Genomic DNA, 18,522 nt, shown 5'->3' on the forward strand with positions numbered 1-18,522 from the left:
AGATAACTCTATTGAAATCTAAACTAGGCAAATAAACGATCAGCGGTGATGTTGATGACGACACCATTATCTAATTCTACACGGGCGGTTTCATTAGAAAATGCTAACACCACAGCACTTTGCGCACGTTCACTGACTTTTACTTTCACGTGTTGACCTTTTTGGAGTGAGGCCATATCTACATTGTTTAGTGTTGCTTTAGGTTTACGGGCAGGTTTTTCGCTTGGTTTGGTGGTACGTTTATGGCGACGTGGTGCGTCTTTTTTCTCAACTTCGCCTTTCGCAGCTCTTTCTGCCGCACGTTTTTGTGCAACAGCTGCTTTGGCTTCGGCCAATTGTTTTGCGGCGTGTTCAGCGTGTTCTTGCTCCAATTCGCCGGCAGGATTTCCGTTTAAATCTACGCGTACAGCGCCGGCGCGACAGCCGTGTAAATAACGCCAATTTGACGTGTATTGGCGTAAGGCTTGGCGTAGTTGGGTTTTGCTGACGCGCTCATCGTCTTTTAATGCTTCGCTGAGATCTTGAAACAAGCCGATTTTTAATGGTTTTGCTTCGCCTTCGATTGAAAAACAACGCGGAAATTTTTCCGCTAAATAAGCAATAATTTCTTTGTTATTCGTTAACTTTTGTACTTCGGTCATAATGAAATCCTGCATCGATTTTTAAGTAGAGAAACTCGCCATAGTTTAGCTCACTTTCAGAAAAAATGACAATTAATAATCGATTTCCGGCTTGATAAATAAAAAAACATGGTTAAAAATGACCGCACTTATTTAGAAAATGCAGCGAATACATACAAAAGCATGGAAATACAGTGTAGAATACGTTCTCTTTTAGCCCTTGGATCATCTTACTCATGACAGCAACTTCTTCTGTGAATTTTGCCAACGCGAATTTCTACCGCATCGTCCGTTGTGGTGGTTGTAATGCTGTGGTTAAAATTTCCACCTTGCAACAGGGGCAAAGTGCGGTGTGCCCACGCTGTCACCATGTTTTGTACACCAGTGGGGGTTGGAGTTTAAAGCGCTGCGCGATCATTGCCATTTCAATATTAATTCTCATGCCTTTTGCATTAACGTATCCATTACTTAGCATTGATTTGCTTGGAGAAAAAATCGATGCCTCGGTTTGGTTGGGCGTGTGGAAAATGGCGACCCAAGGATTTTCATATACGGCGTTTTTAATTTTTATTTGTGCCGTTTTTATGCCCATTGCTTTTGCATTGTTGGTCATTTTATTGCAGTTATCCAAAATGATGAAAATTCAGCCACGCAATTTGTTAATTTCTCTTGGCTATATCAAACCTTGGGTAATGTTTGACGTGTATTTGGTGGCTTTAGGTGTGAGTATTTTTAAAGTGCGCGAATATGCCACGTTACAATTGGATGTCTATTTAATTGCTTTTGTTTTCACCGCACTTTTAACCACATTACTGTTTATTAAAATTAACCCGACCGAAGTGTGGAACGATTTCTATCCTCAAAGCAAAGGCGTGAATGAACTCACGAAGGCAGAGGATTTGCGCTATTGTCATGCTTGTCAGTATAGCTTTATTGATCCGTTATCTGATCGTAAGGGGCGAGATATCTGTCCTCGCTGTTTGTCACAAATCGACATTCCCCCTTCTATTCGATTGCAACGCACGTGGGCATTATTACTTGCCGGTATTATCATGCTATTCCCCGCTAATTTATTGCCAATGTCGGTGGTTTATTTAAACGGTGCGCCTAGTGCAGATACGCTGATGTCAGGTGTGATGAGCTTTATGGAAATGGGAAGCTATTTCATCGCCTTTATCGTATTTACCGCCAGTATTTTTGTGCCGATTAGCAAAGTCTTGATTATGCTATATTTGCTGATTTGCGTGCATTTTAAGCTCAAACATTCCATTCGTTGGCAAATGCGTTTATTACATCTTGTGCATTTTGTCGGCCGTTGGTCTATGTTGGATTTATTCGTATTAGCATTAATGATGTCCTTGGTTACTCGCGGACAAATTATTGATTTTTCTGTAGGTACGGCCGCCTTTTATTTCGGTGCTGCCGTATTTTTAACAATGGTTGCAGCGGAACAATTTGACAGCCGCTTAATTTGGGAAATTTATGACAAACAACAAGCAAAACACCTCCATGCCGGAAACTGAAGTTGTGGCAAAAGTTCGTCAAAGTAAACGAATTTCACCTTTCTGGTTACTTCCTTTTATCGCTTTATGTATCGGCGCCGTTTTGTTCTTCCAAATTGTTCAAGAACAGGGGATTAGCATTCGAATCACCTTTTCCAGTGGTGATGGCATTGTTGCGGGGAAAACGCAGATTCGTTATCAAGGATTGCAGATCGGCGTGGTGAAGAAAGTGAATTTCACCAATGACTTGCAGAAAGTGGATGTGGTCGCCAATATTTATCCCGAAGCCAAAAGCGTTCTCCGTAAAAACACCAAATTTTGGTTGGTGAAGCCAAGTGCTTCTTTGGCCGGTATTTCTGGTTTGGATGCGTTAGTCTCCGGTAACTACATTACGTTGCAACCTGGTGATGGGGATTCGGAACATAAATTTGTTGCGGAAACGGAAGGGCCGATTGCCCAACTCAATCCCGGTGATTTGTTGATTCATTTGGTTTCGGAAGATTTGGGTTCCATTTCTATTGGCGCATCTATTTATTATAAAAAAATGCCGGTCGGTAAAATCTATGACTATCATTTCACGGAAGACGGAAAAAAAGTGGAAATTGATGTGGTCATTGATAAGCCTTATGCCAAATTTGTGAAAAAAGACAGCCGTTTTTGGAATATTAGCGGCATTAGTGCGAGCCTCGGTGTTTCAGGTTTAAATGTAAACATGGACAGTTTAAATTCCGTGGTTCAAGGCGCGGTTGCTTTTGATTCGCCAAATGAAAGCGCTAAGGCGGATATGAATGAAAAATATACGCTTTATTCTAATTTACAAGCGGCGAAACGTGGCATCAATATTGATGTCAATATTCCCAATACCGCCGGATTGGAAGAAGGTAAAACCCGCGTGTATTACCAAAACATGGAAATCGGTGTCTTGTCGAAATTAAGTGCGGTGGAAGATAACGATGAAATGCTCAGTGGTTCATTGCTCATTGAGCCGAACTTGGCGGATTTATTTAAGACCGGTTCTAATATTGTGCTACGCGAGAAAAAGCCGGGGCTGGCTGATTTAACGAATATCCAAAAGCTACTGCGTGGAAAATATTTTGAAGTCTTGCCGGGGAACGGTGACAGCAAAATGGCGTTTGATGTTACTAAAGAAAGCGAACTGTTGCTAAAACAGCCTAACACCTTGGTTCTCACGCTCACCGCACCGGAAACTTATGGCGTGAGCGAAGGGCAGCCGTTGATGTATAACAATATCCAAATCGGTGAAATTGTGGCGCAATATATTGAGACCGATGGCGTGAAATTTAAAGTGGCGATTGCCGGCGAATATCGTCATTTAATTCATGGTGATACCCTCTTTGTCGCGGCATCGAATTTTGATGTGACTATCGGCATTGATGGTTTACGCTTTGAAGCGGCAACGCCGGAAAAATGGCTGCAAGGCGGTATTCGCGTAATTGCCGGTAAAACGCAAAGCCATCCGAAAGACACTTATGCGCTTTACAGTGATTTAACCAATGCGGAAGCCGGGATTACCGATTCGCAACCGAAACCGACAATCACTTTAAACACCACGAATTTGCCGAGTATTAATAAAGGCTCTTTAGTGCTTTATCGTCAGTATGAAGTCGGAAAAATTTTAGACATCCGTCCACAAACACAAAACTTTGCGGTGGATGTGTTTATTTATCCGAAATATCAGCATTTGTTAACAGAGAAAAGCGTATTCTGGGTGGAAAGTGCGGCGCAAATTGATATCACGCCAAAAGGCATTAGTATTCAGGCCGCGCCGGTGGCGCGCTCACTCAAAGGCGCAATCAGTTTTGATAATAGTGGTGGTAAAAATAATCACACCCTTTATCCAAATGAATTGCGCGCGAAATCAGCCGGTCAACAAATCATATTAACGGCAGAGGATGCCACCAACCTCAGCAAAGGCATGGCATTGCGCTATCTTGGGCTGAATATTGGGGAAATTGAGAGTGTTCAACTTGATCAAAAGAGTCACAAAATTATTGCTAAAGCGTTGATTCATCCAAATTACATGACGTTGATTGCTAAGGAAGGATCACGTTTTAATGTAATTTCACCGAAGATTTCTGCCGGCGGCATTGAGAATATCGATAGCCTGTTGCAACCTTATATTGATGTGGAAGTGGGATCCGGTAAAACCAAAACCCAATTTGCTCTCAGTCAAGCGGTTAACAATAACATCAAATATACCAACGGTTTACCGCTTGTGCTAGAAACCAATGATGCACTGAATATCACAGCAGGATCGCCTATTATGTATCGTGGGGTAGAAGTGGGGACGATTAAAAACCTCGAATTGAATACGTTGGGTGATCGAGTCTTGATCCATGTGCTTATTGCACCGAAATATCAGCATTTAGTTCGTCAAAATTCTGAGTTTTGGATCGCCTCCGGCTATGACTTTAGCCTGAGTCTTACCGGCGGCGCACAATTCAATACTGGCAGCGTACAACAACTGCTGAAAGGCGGAATCTCTTTCTCTACGCCATCAGGCACTGTTGTGCAGGCACAAGCGAAGGCGAATCAGCATTTCTTGTTGCAAGTAAAACGTCCGACGGATGCACAAAAGTGGAATCAAGGTGCCTTACCGGCTCAATAATGTGTAGAAATATCAGCTTTTTGTTAGGTTGTGTAAATTAAGTAAAAGGTAAGAAAATCGGAAGATTTTTCCCAATTTTCTTTTTATAATGTCCGACCTCTTAGCTAGGAATTAGCTAAGAGGTTTTCTTTTTTTATTTTATTTTTCTTTATTTTTATTTCTGGAGTACTTATGAAACATGCAATCACACTCACAACCTTGCTGATGGTCTCCTCAGACCTGTTTGCCGGTTTTCGGAATGTGAATGAGTTGGATAGTTGTTTGGTGACGGTGCAGGCCGTCAAGTCCATGGAGGCGCATTCTGTTGTAGCGCTAGAGGGACGATTAGTTCGCCAAATTGATGATGACGAATTTATTTTTCGCGATGCCACGGGGGAAATTAAGGTAGGTGTGGGTGATTATGCTTGGAACGGTATCAATATTACGCCAAACGATCGTGTCCGCATTGAAGGGGCTGTTGATAAAGGTTTTATCATGCCCACCACGATCGATGTGTATCAAATTCGAAAAATTCAATAATGCCACGGTGTTACCTCGGCATTGATTGGATGTAAACAGCCATTAAACCAACCGCACTTTTAAAGCGTTTTTCCTGCGTGATGTAACAATGAAAGTGCGGTTGTTATTTCTCGAGTTTTTATACCACGGTTTTTTATACTACAGTTTTTATACCACGATTTTTTTATACTACGGGTTTTTCCCGATAGAACAGTAAACCCGGTAAGGCTAAGCCGAAAACTAATGCGCCGAGAATAAAGGTCGTGTTAATAAAAGAAGCGATCATTTGTTCAAATAAAGCGTTGGAAAAGCCGTAGTGGTGAATTTGTACGATGGCAATCATTGCTTTGTATGCTTGTACGCCGGGAATCATGGGAATAATGGCAGCGACAGTAAACACTTTCGGATGTGCCAGATAACGATGAGACAAATGCACGCCAATAAAACCGATTAATGCTGCGCCCACTAAGGTGGCAAAGACGATAGGCACATCGCTATGCATGAGAATCGTGCGTGTAACGTGCCCAAGCGCACCGAGGAGTGCACAATATTTTAAGGCTTTTGGTGGCACATTAAACACCAAGGCAAACCCTACCGCCGGAATTGCGGCAAAAAACATATCATCCAATAATAGCAGTAACCCGTCCATGTTAGTTCCCCCAAGTGGTGATGTTGAGTAGGCTCAAGGCAAACACAATGCCAAGACAGGCACCGAACGTGAGAATGGTGGCGATTGCCCAACGGCCGATGCCCATATTCACATATCCTTTTAAAATATCCGCTAAAGAATTGATGAGTGGAAAGCCCGGCACCAGTAACAACACACTGGAAGCCAAAGCGATTTGTGGATCATTACCAAGTTGATATTTTAGGCTAAGGCCGGCAAGAAGTGAGGCAACAAAAGCAGTGACAGCAAAGACGATGATCGGATTGTAATGCCGTTTGGATAATTCTTGTCGCACAAACATGGCAACCGAGGCAGCGATGAAGGTAATAAGCGAAATGAGTGCATCACCACCCGATAAATGAGCAAAAGAGGCGCAAGATAAACCAATCATCAAGATCACGAAATAACGGTGATATTTTAACGGTTTGAGTTGTTCCAGTTTCTTTTTAACCATATGCAGGTTGTATATGTGATGTTCGGCAGATATCACAATACGCTGAACATCCGTCACCATTTGCATATTAATGCCTTTGTCGCTATTTTTACGGGTGGTCGTGATGCAGTGGTTGTTTGCCAAGGTGGTAATAATGACGGCATTAGCCGTGAGGGCGCATTCGACACTTTCAACCCCTAATGCCAAGCCAAGGCGTTGTGCCATTTGCGCCACCACCGTGCTTTCTGCACCATGTTGCAACAATAACAGCGCCGTTTGCACGCATAACCGCGTGACTTCCCGTTGTTCATCGGGCGTAATATTTTCCTTTTTCATGATGAATCTACCTAAAATGATTGGATGTCATTATAGACCTTTCGCCTAGAACAAAAAATGTTTAATGAAATGCATTGGAATCGACGCAAAAGTGCGGTGTGAAATTTAGATAAATTTCAGGATTTATGCTAACGTAGGCGTATTTTCGATGAGGAGTCAGTATGCAACATCATAATAAAACGATTGTCGTGAAATTTGGCACCAGCACCTTAACCCAAGGCTCGTCCAAACTGAATTTAGCCTATATGATGGAAATTGTGCGCCAGCTTGCGCAATTACATCAAGCCGGTTTTCGCTTAGTGATCGTTACCTCGGGCGCCATCGCAGCGGGGCGTCATTATTTAAATCACCCATCACTGCCACCCACTGTGGCCTCTAAACAATTATTGGCAGCAGTAGGGCAGAGTCAGCTCATTCAAACCTGGGAAAAATTATTTGCGATTTATGACATTCACATCGGGCAGATGTTGCTAACCCGCGCCGATATCGAAGATCGCGAACGTTTTTTGAATGCTCGCGATACATTGCAGGCGCTGTTAGACAATCAGATTATTCCGGTCATCAATGAAAATGACGCGGTGGCAACGGCGGAAATTAAAGTCGGGGATAACGATAATTTATCGGCATTGGTGGCGATTTTAGTGCAAGCAGAACAGCTTTATTTGCTCACGGATCAACAAGGCTTGTTTGACAGCGATCCGCGTAAAAATCCGCAAGCGAAATTAATTCCCGTGGTGGATAAAATCACCGATCATATTCGTTCTATTGCCGGTAGTAGCGGGACGAATTTAGGCACCGGCGGAATGTCCACGAAAATCGTGGCGGCAGATGTTGCCACTCGTTCCGGCATTGAAACCATTATTGCACCGGGCAACCAAGCCAATGTGATTGTGGATTTAGCGTATGAGCAGGCGATTGGTACGAAATTCACCGTGCAGGCGGATCGTCTGGAAAGTCGTAAACAGTGGTTATTTGCGGCACCCTCGGCCGGGGTGTTGGTGGTGGATGACGGCGCTGAAAGTGCGGTGTTAATTCAGCATAAATCCTTATTGCCGGCAGGTATCGTCGAAGTCAGCGGACGTTTCTCCCGTGGTGAAGTGGTGCGTATTCGCACGCGATCAGGCAAGGATATTGCGCTGGGTATGCCACGTTATAATAGCGATGCGTTAGAGCTTATAAAAGGTAAACATTCGCAAGATATCGAAAACATTTTAGGCTATGAGTATGGCGCCGTTGCAGTACATCGTGATGATATGATTGTGCTATAAAAGGGCGCTGTTGCTCAACAATAAGCAGATATGGCTTGAGTGAGCGCGATTTTGAGGGGCTGTGTATTTGGGGTTAACGAGAAAGTGCGGTGATTTTTCACCGCACTTTTTTTGATAGAGGGAGATTATTGTTGTTTCGTGAAATTTTTTCGCATTTTTGTGTTCAGTGATTCCACCAGCACAGAAAAGCCCATAGCAAAATAAATATACGCTTTAGGAACATGTATGCCGGCACTTTCAATGATTAAGGTTACCCCAATGAGGATCAAAAAGGCCAACGCTAAAATTTTGAAGGTTGGGTGGCTTTCCACAAAATCACCGATGGGTTTCGCGGCAAACATCATCATGCCCACGGCGATAATAATGGCGCTGACCATAATGCCAATTTGATTGACCATCCCCACCGCCGTAATCACGGAGTCGAGTGAGAAGACAATGTCCAGCAAGGCAATTTGAATCAATACGCCGATAAAACTCACTTTCTTATGGTTTTCGTGATGTGCCTCTTCCTTATGTGGCACCATCGCTTCGCGAATTTCATTCATACTTTTGACGATCAAGAATAAACCACCAAAGAAGAGAATCAAATCACGGCCGGAAACGCCTTTGCCCAGAATCTCAAAGAGCGGATCGGTAAGTCGCATCATCCAAGAAAGTGTTAATAAAAGTAGGATACGTGTTCCCATTGCCAGACTTAACCCGATAATACGCCCCGGTTGACGTTGTTTTTCCGGTAATTTGGCAACAAGAATGCTGATTAAAATAATGTTGTCGATACCCAATACGATTTCTAATGCTGCAAGGGTAAATAAGGCGACTAACGCCTCAGGGCTTAATAGCCATTCAAACATAATGTTTCCTTAAAATATAAATGGGTGCGCGATCATATAGCTTTGACGATGAAATGAAAAGAGGCTATATGCGCTGTTGCACAAATTGTTGCAGAATTTCGTGAGTAAATGCTTTACGCAAGTAAAAACCAAGAGGAAGCGTATCAATAATTTCGCCATGTTTGCCGATACCTTTGGTTAAGGACTTACTATTCGCGCCTTTTGGGCGGAGTTGCAAGACTTCCCCTAAACGCGCATTAATTTTATCCAGTTGACCTAACACGATGTAATCCATAAGTTCTTCCCAGTCTCGTTGTAGTTGGTGTTCTTGCTGTTCGCTAGGTTGCCAGAGAATCGGCGTACCGATGCGGCGTTCTGCCAAGGGAATAGAGCGACTTCCTTCTATGGGAATCCAAAGCACGCGGGACAACTTATGGCGCACATGGGAATTTTGCCAATTCACACCACTATTTTGGATGAGAGGGGCAAGGCTCACGAACGTGGTTTCCAAAGGATAGCCTTGCGCGTTAATGGGGATTGTTTTTAACTCAATCCCTAAATGGCGGAAGTCCTGTTCTGCTTTGCTGCCTGCCGTTGCACCCAGCGCTGTTTCAAGCAGCATACCCACCCAGCCTTTATCACGTTTTAAATCCGGTGGTACGGGAATGCCGAGTTGTGTCGCTAACTCGCCAAAACTGAGACCGGCAATGGCTTGCGCACGGGAAAGAAGTTCTTCAGTCGTTTTAGGGATCATTGGTGATACTTCTTGAAAAAACGAGGTTTAACGGTTTCTTTGCCTTTATCAATATAAGGGATATTTTCCAGCTGGAGCAGGAAACGTTTAGCAACTAAGCCGCCACCAAATCCGGTCAGCGTTCCGTTTTTGCCTAGAATACGATGGCAAGGAATGATAATACTGATCGGGTTGCTTCCGACTGCGCCACCCACCGCACGCACGGCATTGGGGTTGTCAATACGTTTGGCTAACTCGCCGTAACTGCTGGTTTCACCATAGCCAATCTGGCGGAGCGCTTGCCAAATGCGTTGCTGAAACGCCGTGCCTTGTGGAGCTAGCGGAATGTCATCAAAACGTTCCGGTTCCCCGTTAAAATAGCGATCCAGCGCCTCACACACTTGTGCAAACAAAGGCAACTCGTTGTTTTCCTGCCATTTGGGATTCGGTGCAAATTGTTCCAGTTCACAATCTAAATGCGTCAAAAACTTGCCATCAGACAGCATCAGCAATTTGCCGATAGGCGAGGGATAATAACGGTAAAAAAGTGCGGTCATATTTTTCTCTGTTTTACAAAAATAAAAGCGTACCGAAGTACGCTGATATTATGCGGAATTTTGATGCCGATTAGAAACGGTAATTGAGGTTTAAACCGTAAAGGTTGGCGGACGCTTTTGAGTGATAATCCGCTTCCACCACAACTAAGCCATTGGCTAAGCTTTGTTTTTCTTTAAAGTTAAGTTTTTTCCCGTGTAAATAAGCATAACCGAAATCTACGTCAAAATTCGGCGTGAATTTATAGGTCGCGCCTACGCTATACCAAGTGCGGTCGGTATCCGGAATGGAGGCTGAATGATGTTCTCCGGCGGCACTCTTATCATAAGCTACCCCTGCGCGTAGCGTTAACTGCTCGGTTAAATCATAGGTTGTTCCCAACGCGAAGCGTGAGTTATTACGATAGCCTTCTTCTTTGTGGAACGCCACTTGACCGTTGTTATAGGTCGCATGGAGATCTTTTAGTCGATGCCATTGCGTGTATTTGTAACTATAATGCAACGCTAATTTATTGGTCAGTTGGTGGAAACCGGACAGTTCCCAATAGCTTGGCAAGTGTAACGTCAGTTCGCCTTCGCCGACATAAGCAGAAGTGCCACGTGGTGCGTAACTGATGGCATTGTTATCTTTAAAATCAATATCTACTTTGGCGTGATAAGCGAGACCAATGCGATTTTTTTCATCGAATTGATAAAGTAAACCGGCGTTCCAACCGAATGCCCAAGCGGCTTTGTCTTGTAAATGCGTGAGCAAGGTGTCTTTATTAATTTGTGCGCCTAATCCGCCAAGACGAGCCATTAAACCTGTTGGTGGCAAACCTGCAGCCGCGGCTCTTGCGGCAAGTTGTCGTTGTAATGCCGGGCTGGTGCGTACATTATCGATGGCGGTGTCTAAAATACCGGCGGTACGTTCCACTTTGGCTTTAGCGTAAATCGCGTTTAAACCTAAACCGGCGCTCCAGTTTTCAGTCATGCGATAAGCACCACTGAGATTTAAATTAATGGCTGTTAAATCGGTTTTCCCACCAAAAAGCCCGGCATCATAGCCATCTTCATATTCACTTTTTAAGCCGAAGTTCACGTTCATGCCGGCGCCGATAGCGAATTTATCGTTAACCGGTGAAACAAAATACATATTTGGAATAAATGAACCGGGAACAACGCTTTTGTGATTGGCTGAACCTTGTGCGACCTCAACACCGAGTACGTTGGCACGCACCGGGCCTCTCATGTGAATACGAGAATCCACGTAAACACCGCCGGCAGAAAAGGCATTTTGTTTGAAGAGGTTCATTAACGCTGGGTTGGTGGCGACTACAGAGGCGTTATCTGCCATCGCCGCTTCACCTGCATAAGCACGACCTAAACCGGAGGTAGAAACTTCTGCTAATTGGAATGCGGCAGCGGATGCGCCGGTTGCGGCACTGAAAAGAAGTGTAGAGAGGAGTGTTTTTGTCAATTTGCTTGTTGTCATTTTATTCCCTTTTGTGCCTGCCCGAAGGTGGCGTTTGGTCAAAGTTTATTGGTTGTTATTTTAAAAGTTGGTCATTCTAAGAAAGGCAGGGAGAGGGAGCAATGTTCTTTTCGATTTTTATAAAGTGTTCAGACCAGTCAGGCAGGAAAAGTGCGGTTAAATTTTGTGTTGTATTTTAATAATTGCTAAACTAGTTGAAAGTATCAACTGATTTTATAAAGGAGAGAAGATGAGCTCGTTAAAATGCCAAGCTGAAGAAGCGAAAGTATGTTGCTGTGTTGATGTCGGCACCGTCATTGATGGTTCTGATTGCACCATTGATTTTGAACAGGTGTATGCTACGGAAGCACAGGCAAAAGAAGCATTAGCCTATTTAACTGAAAAAGCACGCGCGGCAGAAAGTGAGCCTTGTGCCATTCGCAGCGAAATAAGTGCGGTGGAAAATGGCGTTAAATTGAAAGCTACCTTTGAATTTTGCTGCCAAGCGGAATCTATGATTTTCCAACTTTCTACGCGCTAATTTCGCATGTAAAAAAGAAAAAAGCTTAAGTGTGAGAACTTAAGCTTTTTTTTTAGATGATTTGGCACATCCCGAGTGATTGTGGATTGATATAATAAAAAGGCGGTAAAAACGTGTTAAATTTTTACCGCACTTACCGAGCCGAATCTATTATTGGCAGTTTTATTATTCGTGCATGCCTAATTTTTTCTCCAAATAGTGGATATTGGTGCCACCTTTTTGGAAGTTTTTATCTTCAAGGATCAGTTCATGTAACGGAATATTGGTTTTAATGCCGTCAATGATGGTTTCTGATAACGCATTTTGCATACGACGGATAGCCACTTCACGGGTATCGCCGTAAGTAATCAATTTCGCAATCATAGAATCATAATGCGGAGGAACCGTATAACCTGCGTAAATGTGAGAATCCCAACGCACACCTAAACCGCCCGGAGAATGCAAATGATCAACTTTGCCCGGTGATGGCAAGAAGGTTTTTGGATCTTCTGCATTAATACGACATTCTATCGCATGGCCTTTGACTTTAATGTCTTCTTGTTTGAAAGAAATCGGCAAGCCGGAAGCAATGCGCAATTGCTCTTTCACCAAGTCCACACCGGTAATCATTTCTGTGACAGGATGTTCTACTTGAATACGGGTATTCATTTCAATGAAATAGAACTCACCGTTTTCATATAAGAATTCGAATGTACCTGCACCGCGATAACCGATTTCTACACAAGCCTTCGCACAACGGGAACCGATATCACGACGTACTTCTTCGCTAATGCCCGGCGCCGGTGCTTCTTCCACCACTTTTTGGTGGCGACGTTGCATAGAACAGTCACGCTCTGCCAAGTAAACGGCATTGCCATGAGTGTCGGCCAATACTTGAATTTCCACGTGACGTGGGTTTTCCAAATATTTTTCCATGTAAACCATGTCGTTGTTGAAAGCCGCTTTCGCTTCCGCTTTCGTCATGGCAATAGACTCTTCCAACGCCTCTTCGCTACGAACGACACGCATACCACGACCGCCGCCGCCGCCGGAGGCTTTGATAATGATCGGATAGCCGATACGTTTCGCAATTTCTTTATTTTTTGCGATGTCAGAAGTTAATGGGCCATCAGACCCTGGTACGCAAGGTACGCCTGCTTTTTTCATCGCGTTAATGGCGGACACTTTATCGCCCATTAAACGAATCACGTCAGCGGTTGGACCGATGAAGATAAAACCGGAACTTTCTACTTGCTCGGCAAAATCCGCATTTTCAGAAAGAAAACCATACCCCGGGTGTATAGCGTCAGCACCGGTCACTTCAGCAGCGGCAATAATCGCCGGAATATTTAAATAGCTTTTTGCAGATTGGGCAGGGCCGATACATACGGTCTCATCCGCAAGCAGAACGTGTTTTAACTCACGGTCGGCAGTGGAGTGCACCGCAACGGTTTTAATGCCCAATTCTTTACAGGCGCGCAAAATTCGCAGAGCAATTTCGCCGCGATTTGCGATAACAACTTTTTCTAACATAATAAATCCATTCTTGTTTAAATTATGGTCTGCTATGTTAATTATTCAATAATAATCAACGGCTCATCAAATTCGACAGGCTCACCATCATTTACCAGAATAGCTTTTACTACACCTGCTTTATCCGCTTCAATACGGTTCATCATTTTCATCGCTTCAACGATGCAAAGTGCATCACCCACTTTTACGGTTTGACCCACTTCAACAAAGGCTTTCGCTTCTGGGCTTGGGCTACGATAGAATGTGCCGACCATCGGAGAGCGGATCTTATGACCGGCAATTTCCTCAGGTGCGGCAGCAGGTGCTGCTGGTGCTGCGACAGGTGCAGCAGGTGCCGCAACCGGTGTTGGTGCCGCTGCCGGAATGGAATATTGAACATTTGCCGGTGTAGCAACTGTAGCACGACTAATGCGTACAGAGCCCTCTTCTTCTGAAACTTCAAGTTCCGTAATGCCGGATTCTTCTACTAATTCAATCAGTTTTTTAATTTTACGAATGTCCATAGTTTTCCCTAAAACATATTAAATTTAAACCGCACTTTTTAGAAAAAAAGCGCGGTGTGGATTAAGATAAATTTTCGGTCGAGAGATTACCGCAAAATCATCATTTTGGCGATAAAATTCTGTGATTTTCGTTAAATTTCGTCAAATTTTACTTTTTTGAAAGATAATTTACCGCAAACTGCAACGCAAAATCATACCCTTGCGCACCGCAGCCACAAATCACACTTTCCGCCACATCACTAAAATAGGAATGATGACGAAACGGTTCGCGTTTGTGAATATTGGATAAATGCACTTCAACGAAAGGAATGCCAACGGCAAGTAACGCATCACGCAACGCCACGCTGGTGTGAGTATAGGCCGCAGGATTGATAATAATAAAATCCACTTTTTGAAAGCTTTGGTGAATTTTCTCAATCAATTTTTCTTCACTATTTGCTTGGAAACAATCCAATGCAACTTGCTGTTTTGCCGCTTGTTGTTGCAAATGCTGCTCAATTGCCGCTAAGGACAAATGCCCGTAATGGCCAGGCTCACGCACGCCTAACATATTCAAGTTTGGGCCATTTAACAGCAAAATGTTGTATTTTGATGACATATCACATTCCTTTTTATTGCGCGCATTATAATGATTTTTTGCTTTCGGCTGGTCTAATCTGTAAAAACCGCACTATAAAAAATAACCGAAAAAACGACCGCACTTTTAATCTAAAATCACTTCGGTAATGAATTCCGAATCCAAGCCAACGACAGGTAATTCCGACCCCGGCCAGGTTCTGACGACTTGATAATCCATTAAATCCAGTGTGTCTAATCCCGGCGTAACATGTGGCGTATATTGTTTTGCCATGCGAGCCAGTTGGGTTAAACCAAAGCTACTTTCAATGCTGGAACTGATAACCGCTTTAATACCTAATGCGTGTGCCTGTGCAATCAGCTCGGCACAACGTTCAATAGATCCCACCAAAGTCGGTTTAATCACAATCGCTGCCAAGTGCGGTTCTTTTTCCACGCGAAAATCCGGTTCGCGTACGCTTTCATCCCAAGCAATGTTAATGCCGGTTTCTGCCGCAAATTGGCGACTTTCTTCACGGGTTTTGCAAGGTTCTTCAATAAATTGAATGCGTGCACGATGCTCAGGTTTCACATATTTCGCAAACATTTGCGCTTTAGCCGGTGTCCAGCTACGGTTAGCATCTAGCCGTAATTGCAAATCCGGAATAGCCTCTAACAACATATCGGCAATAAGGCCATCACGATTGGCTTCATACATGCCCACTTTCACTTTCGCCACTTTTTCACCCTGCATTTGATCCAGCGGTTCATAAAGCTCATCCGGATCACCATAACATAAAGGTGCCGTTTGATAATTGCCTTCATCGTCCAAGCGACCTTTCATTTCCATCAATGCGCAACTGAGCCCGAACGCCACAGAAGGATATAAATCCGCCGTTAAATCCAATTTCACATTGCAACTGCGGGATTGATCCCATTTTTCCAGCCATTCGATGGCTTGGGCTTGGGCTTGGTCTAAGGTTTCATGACTAAACTCCGGCAACGGCGCAATTTCGCCCCAACCTTCATTTTGCCCACAGCACACCTTCACCAAAAGACCTTCGCGTTTTTTCAAAAAGCGATTGCGCAAAATCAGCTGCGAATCTACCGGAATGGAATAACGGAAAAGTTGGTAACGACGATGTTGAATGGCGCAATTTTTCTTTTCATAGAAAATTTTGCCCACTTGTTGAATATGTTCCAGTAAAGCCGGATCGGTAATCTTGTCATGAATAACTAAATCAAATTTATACGGCACGGTGGTTTGCGACAGGGTTTGTTGAATGTCGTGTAACATGTCATCGGTAATGCCATCGCCTTTTAAGGCTAAATCAATGTCTGAGTCTTCACGAAAATTGCCTTTTCCGCGCGAGCCAAACAAAATTGCCGTTTCAACCTGAGGGAAATGGCGCAAATGCCAACCGATTTTTTTAATCATTGTGTCTGTTAAACCGAAATCCATTGTCTGTTACTCCGTCTATGATGAATAAAATGCGTGATGAAAGCGGGGGATTTTCGCTGCATTTAAGCGACATCCCACCAAATTAACGCCCATTTGGGCTGTCCGTGTTTAATCGGTTCATTGTGCTGTTGTTTTTGATGATAAAACTCCGCGAGGCGTTGTTTTTCTTGGTCATTTAACGCACCAAGGGAAAACTCTACGGAAGCCAGTAAGTCTTCGTAGGTTTCGCCCATAAAGCGACCGGATTCAGTTTCAATGAAATTCAGATTTGCTTGAATGCCTTTTTGATAAAGCCGATTGAGCAGGTAAATATAGGTGGGGAAACCCACATCATTACGCCCAATCGCAGAAAACACGCCTTCATCTAAAAAATGGCGTTGCGTCACCGAAGTGAGATACACCCGTTTTTTGGCTTTGGCGCAGATCTTCGCGATCATATCATCTAAGTCATCGACCAAGGTAGAGCGGGAGGCAAGTACCACATCTGCCGCCGGCACATCATCCCAGTTATCCGCCCAAGATTTATGGAGTAAGTGTAAATTATCCAGTTGTAGGGCGTGTTTGAACTCAGCCAGTGCCGCCAACATGCCCGTGCTGTAATCCAATGCGTGAACCTGACGACAATGTTGCGCCAAAGGTACGGCAAATGTACCCGGACCGCAGCCGATATCCAAGAGGGTTTCATCCGGCTGCATTTGCATTGCCGCCATTAACTGCGCATTATAGCAACTTGGCTTACCCACCAAATTTTCAGCCATTTTGGGCGCTTTTTTATCCCATTTGTCCGGCGGCAAATGATAATGATTGCAGGCGATAAGATGTTGCTTATAAAGCGCGTTAAAATCTATGTCGTCGATTGTCATAAGTCATTCTCAGGCATTCTAAGTGCGGTCGTTTTGGGTCGTATTTTTATTTTACTTGATTTAATAAGAACTGCATCAACAACGACACCGGTCTGCCGGTAGCGCCTTTGTTTGCACCTTGTAGCCATGCTGTACCGGCAATGTCGAGGTGCGCCCATGGGTATTTCTTGGTGAAATTGGCGAGGAACGCCCCTGCTGTGATAGCACCGCCCCATCGTCCGCCGATATTGGCTAAATCGGCAAAGTTGGATTTCAGCTGTTCTTGATATTCTTCGCTTAACGGCAAACGCCATGCTTTGTCGGCGCTTTGTTGTGCCGCTTGTTCAAGCGCAGCGGCGATGTCGTCATGGGTGGAAACCAAACCGCTGTTGTGTTGCCCTAACGCCACGACACAAGCCCCTGTTAAAGTAGCAATGTCAATGACCAGTTCAGGATCAAAACGTTCTACGTAAGTGAGTGTATCACATAGCACCAAGCGACCTTCCGCATCGGTGTTTAAGACTTCCACGGTTAAGCCGTTCATGGTGGTGAGAATATCGCCTGGGCGATAAGCGTTGCCGTCAGGGAGATTTTCACAGCCTGCCATGACACCGATCACGTTTAATGGTAACTGTAGTTGTGCTAAGGCATTCATCACGCCAAAAACGGAAGCCGCGCCACACATGTCGTATTTCATTTCATCCATATCCGCTGCTGGTTTGAGGGAAATTCCGCCGGCATCGAAGGTTAAGCCTTTGCCCACTAACACAATCGGTTTCGTATTCGGGGTTGGCGCATTACGGTATTCCATAATGGTTAATTTCGCCTCGTTGTGCGCGCCGCGTGATACGGCAAGATAGGCACCCATACCCAGTTTTTCCATCTCGGCTTCACCCACAATAGTGGTTTTAATCAGTGGTGAGGTTTCGGCTAAGTTTAGCGCTTTGTCTGCCAAATAAGCCGGGTTGCACACATTCGGCGGGCAATTTGCCACATCTTTAGCAAGGCGCACGCCCAAGCTAATCGCGCAACCGTGTTGGATCGCTTGTTCGGCGAGTGCCAGTTCATCGGTATCAACGTTAAAAATCAGTTCGCAAAGTGCGGTGGATTTTTCTGCTATTTTTTGACTCTTGAATTGAGTGAATTGATATAAATCCTGTTCGATGGTTTCAATAGCAAAGCGGATGTTCCAGTAAAGCGCCCGTTGATTAAGTGGAATTTCAGTTAAAAAACTGACCGCACTTTTAGCTTGGGTAGTTTTTAGGGCTTGGACGGTTTTTTGGATGAGTTGTTTATATTGGCGTTCATTTAGTTCACCTGCTTTGCCACAACCCACTAGTAACACACGTTCGGCGGCAATGTTGGGAAGATGGCGTAATAATGTCGTTTCGCCTAATTTGCCGCTAACTTCGCCACTTTCGACAAGTCGGCTGAGGTAATTTTGTGAAATGTCATTAATTTTAACCGCACTTGGTGATAGGGTTTTCTCTTCAAAAACGCCGACAATCAGGCAATCGGCAGATGTGTTTATGGCGACTTGTTGCGCGCTGTAGTTCATGTTTTCCTCGCTTATTTTTCTGTTTT

18 protein-coding genes and 1 pseudogene are annotated in these 18,522 nt (G+C 44.2%); 5 read left to right on the forward strand and 14 right to left on the reverse strand.

The features are described 5' to 3' along the window. Positions 1–23: 23 nt before the first annotated feature. A complete protein-coding gene (gene proQ, locus J5X96_RS04020; protein ID WP_209364460.1) occupies positions 24–641 on the reverse strand; it encodes an RNA chaperone ProQ in 618 nt (205 codons plus the stop codon). A 215-nt stretch (positions 642–856) separates the two neighbouring features. On the opposite strand from proQ, the gene J5X96_RS04025 reads away from it, so the two are divergent. The 3 genes from J5X96_RS04025 to J5X96_RS04035 all read left to right on the forward strand — a co-directional run bounded on the left by J5X96_RS04025 (position 857) and on the right by J5X96_RS04035 (position 5,270). Then, the gene (locus J5X96_RS04025; protein WP_209364461.1) at positions 857–2,143 is read left to right on the forward strand and encodes a paraquat-inducible protein A; all 1,287 of its coding nucleotides are present in this window, start codon (positions 857–859) and stop codon (positions 2,141–2,143) included. Beyond that, positions 2,103–4,751: a PqiB family protein gene (locus J5X96_RS04030; protein ID WP_209364462.1), complete on the forward strand. Its 2,649-nt coding sequence runs from the start codon at positions 2,103–2,105 to the stop codon at positions 4,749–4,751. The genes J5X96_RS04025 and J5X96_RS04030 overlap by 41 nt, the downstream gene beginning before the upstream one ends. 171 nt (positions 4,752–4,922) lie before the next feature. Further along, positions 4,923–5,270, forward strand: coding sequence for a YgiW/YdeI family stress tolerance OB fold protein (locus J5X96_RS04035; protein ID WP_209364463.1), 348 nt, complete (start codon positions 4,923–4,925; stop codon positions 5,268–5,270). Between the two features lie 163 nt (positions 5,271–5,433). On the opposite strand, the gene J5X96_RS04040 is transcribed toward J5X96_RS04035, so the two are convergent. Next, entirely contained in the window at positions 5,434–5,898 is a 465-nt protein-coding gene (locus tag J5X96_RS04040) for a threonine/serine exporter family protein (RefSeq protein WP_209364464.1), read from the reverse strand. A gap of 1 nt (position 5,899) precedes the next feature. Beyond that, positions 5,900–6,685, reverse strand: coding sequence for a threonine/serine exporter ThrE family protein (locus tag J5X96_RS04045; protein WP_209364465.1), 786 nt, complete (start codon positions 6,683–6,685; stop codon positions 5,900–5,902). A 161-nt stretch (positions 6,686–6,846) separates the two neighbouring features. Between J5X96_RS04045 and proB the strand changes: the two genes are divergently transcribed. Beyond that, a complete protein-coding gene (proB, locus tag J5X96_RS04050; RefSeq protein ID WP_209364466.1) occupies positions 6,847–7,953 on the forward strand; it encodes a glutamate 5-kinase in 1,107 nt (368 codons plus the stop codon). 125 nt (positions 7,954–8,078) lie between these two features. Here the strand turns inward: proB and J5X96_RS04055 are convergent, their stop codons facing one another. From J5X96_RS04055 to J5X96_RS04070, 4 genes are all read right to left on the reverse strand, one after another. After that, the gene (locus J5X96_RS04055) at positions 8,079–8,804 is read right to left on the reverse strand and encodes a TerC family protein (protein ID WP_209364467.1); all 726 of its coding nucleotides are present in this window, start codon (positions 8,802–8,804) and stop codon (positions 8,079–8,081) included. A 64-nt stretch (positions 8,805–8,868) separates the two neighbouring features. Further along, a complete protein-coding gene (mutH, locus tag J5X96_RS04060; protein ID WP_209364468.1) occupies positions 8,869–9,537 on the reverse strand; it encodes a DNA mismatch repair endonuclease MutH in 669 nt (222 codons plus the stop codon). Further along, positions 9,534–10,073, reverse strand: a complete 540-nt coding sequence (locus J5X96_RS04065; RefSeq protein WP_209364469.1) for a methylated-DNA--[protein]-cysteine S-methyltransferase — start codon at positions 10,071–10,073, stop codon at positions 9,534–9,536. Before J5X96_RS04065 ends, mutH begins: the two co-directional genes overlap by 4 nt. 70 nt (positions 10,074–10,143) lie before the next feature. Further along, entirely contained in the window at positions 10,144–11,544 is a 1,401-nt protein-coding gene (locus J5X96_RS04070; RefSeq protein ID WP_209364470.1) for an outer membrane protein transport protein, read from the reverse strand. Between the two features lie 229 nt (positions 11,545–11,773). Here J5X96_RS04070 and J5X96_RS04075 point away from each other — a divergent pair, with 229 nt between their 5' ends. After that, positions 11,774–12,064: a YfcZ/YiiS family protein gene (locus J5X96_RS04075; RefSeq protein WP_209364471.1), complete on the forward strand. Its 291-nt coding sequence runs from the start codon at positions 11,774–11,776 to the stop codon at positions 12,062–12,064. A 165-nt stretch (positions 12,065–12,229) separates the two neighbouring features. On the opposite strand, the gene accC is transcribed toward J5X96_RS04075, so the two are convergent. The 7 genes and pseudogenes from accC to J5X96_RS04105 form a co-directional block, all read right to left on the reverse strand. Next, positions 12,230–13,576 carry an acetyl-CoA carboxylase biotin carboxylase subunit gene (gene accC, locus J5X96_RS04080; RefSeq protein WP_209364472.1) on the reverse strand — a complete coding sequence of 449 codons (1,347 nt, stop codon included), beginning with the start codon at positions 13,574–13,576 and terminating at the stop codon, positions 12,230–12,232. A 41-nt stretch (positions 13,577–13,617) separates the two neighbouring features. Continuing rightward, the gene (gene accB, locus J5X96_RS04085) at positions 13,618–14,079 is read right to left on the reverse strand and encodes an acetyl-CoA carboxylase biotin carboxyl carrier protein (protein ID WP_209364473.1); all 462 of its coding nucleotides are present in this window, start codon (positions 14,077–14,079) and stop codon (positions 13,618–13,620) included. A gap of 148 nt (positions 14,080–14,227) precedes the next feature. Further along, positions 14,228–14,677 carry a type II 3-dehydroquinate dehydratase gene (gene aroQ, locus J5X96_RS04090; RefSeq protein ID WP_209364474.1) on the reverse strand — a complete coding sequence of 150 codons (450 nt, stop codon included), beginning with the start codon at positions 14,675–14,677 and terminating at the stop codon, positions 14,228–14,230. Positions 14,678–14,782: 105 nt separating this feature from the next. Then, entirely contained in the window at positions 14,783–15,784 is a 1,002-nt protein-coding gene (menC, locus tag J5X96_RS04095; RefSeq protein ID WP_245193487.1) for an o-succinylbenzoate synthase, read from the reverse strand. 21 nt (positions 15,785–15,805) lie between these two features. Continuing rightward, positions 15,806–16,096, reverse strand: a pseudogene (locus J5X96_RS09730) (nucleotidyltransferase domain-containing protein); the annotation flags it as partial. A 62-nt stretch (positions 16,097–16,158) separates the two neighbouring features. Next, positions 16,159–16,959, reverse strand: coding sequence for a class I SAM-dependent methyltransferase (locus J5X96_RS04100; RefSeq protein WP_209364476.1), 801 nt, complete (start codon positions 16,957–16,959; stop codon positions 16,159–16,161). Between the two features lie 46 nt (positions 16,960–17,005). After that, entirely contained in the window at positions 17,006–18,496 is a 1,491-nt protein-coding gene (locus J5X96_RS04105; RefSeq protein WP_209364477.1) for a leucyl aminopeptidase, read from the reverse strand. Positions 18,497–18,522: the final 26 nt, after the last annotated feature.

This window comes from Aggregatibacter sp. 2125159857 (assembly GCF_017798005.1).
Taxonomy (GTDB): domain Bacteria; phylum Pseudomonadota; class Gammaproteobacteria; order Enterobacterales; family Pasteurellaceae; genus Aggregatibacter.

Bases quoted from the DNA above. Each gene is read 5' to 3' on its own strand.
- proQ (WP_209364460.1), bottom strand. From the start codon at position 641: ATGACCGAAGTACAAAAGTTAACGAATAACAAAGAAATTATTGCTTAT.
- J5X96_RS04025 (WP_209364461.1), top strand. From the start codon at position 857: ATGACAGCAACTTCTTCTGTGAATTTTGCCAACGCGAATTTCTACCGC.
- J5X96_RS04030 (WP_209364462.1), top strand. From the start codon at position 2,103: ATGACAAACAACAAGCAAAACACCTCCATGCCGGAAACTGAAGTTGTG.
- J5X96_RS04035 (WP_209364463.1), top strand. From the start codon at position 4,923: ATGAAACATGCAATCACACTCACAACCTTGCTGATGGTCTCCTCAGAC.
- J5X96_RS04040 (WP_209364464.1), bottom strand. From the start codon at position 5,898: ATGGACGGGTTACTGCTATTATTGGATGATATGTTTTTTGCCGCAATT.
- J5X96_RS04045 (WP_209364465.1), bottom strand. From the start codon at position 6,685: ATGAAAAAGGAAAATATTACGCCCGATGAACAACGGGAAGTCACGCGG.
- proB (WP_209364466.1), top strand. From the start codon at position 6,847: ATGCAACATCATAATAAAACGATTGTCGTGAAATTTGGCACCAGCACC.
- J5X96_RS04055 (WP_209364467.1), bottom strand. From the start codon at position 8,804: ATGTTTGAATGGCTATTAAGCCCTGAGGCGTTAGTCGCCTTATTTACC.
- mutH (WP_209364468.1), bottom strand. From the start codon at position 9,537: ATGATCCCTAAAACGACTGAAGAACTTCTTTCCCGTGCGCAAGCCATT.
- J5X96_RS04065 (WP_209364469.1), bottom strand. From the start codon at position 10,073: ATGACCGCACTTTTTTACCGTTATTATCCCTCGCCTATCGGCAAATTG.
- J5X96_RS04070 (WP_209364470.1), bottom strand. From the start codon at position 11,544: ATGACAACAAGCAAATTGACAAAAACACTCCTCTCTACACTTCTTTTC.
- J5X96_RS04075 (WP_209364471.1), top strand. From the start codon at position 11,774: ATGAGCTCGTTAAAATGCCAAGCTGAAGAAGCGAAAGTATGTTGCTGT.
- accC (WP_209364472.1), bottom strand. From the start codon at position 13,576: ATGTTAGAAAAAGTTGTTATCGCAAATCGCGGCGAAATTGCTCTGCGA.
- accB (WP_209364473.1), bottom strand. From the start codon at position 14,079: ATGGACATTCGTAAAATTAAAAAACTGATTGAATTAGTAGAAGAATCC.
- aroQ (WP_209364474.1), bottom strand. From the start codon at position 14,677: ATGTCATCAAAATACAACATTTTGCTGTTAAATGGCCCAAACTTGAAT.
- J5X96_RS04100 (WP_209364476.1), bottom strand. From the start codon at position 16,959: ATGACAATCGACGACATAGATTTTAACGCGCTTTATAAGCAACATCTT.
- J5X96_RS04105 (WP_209364477.1), bottom strand. From the start codon at position 18,496: ATGAACTACAGCGCGCAACAAGTCGCCATAAACACATCTGCCGATTGC.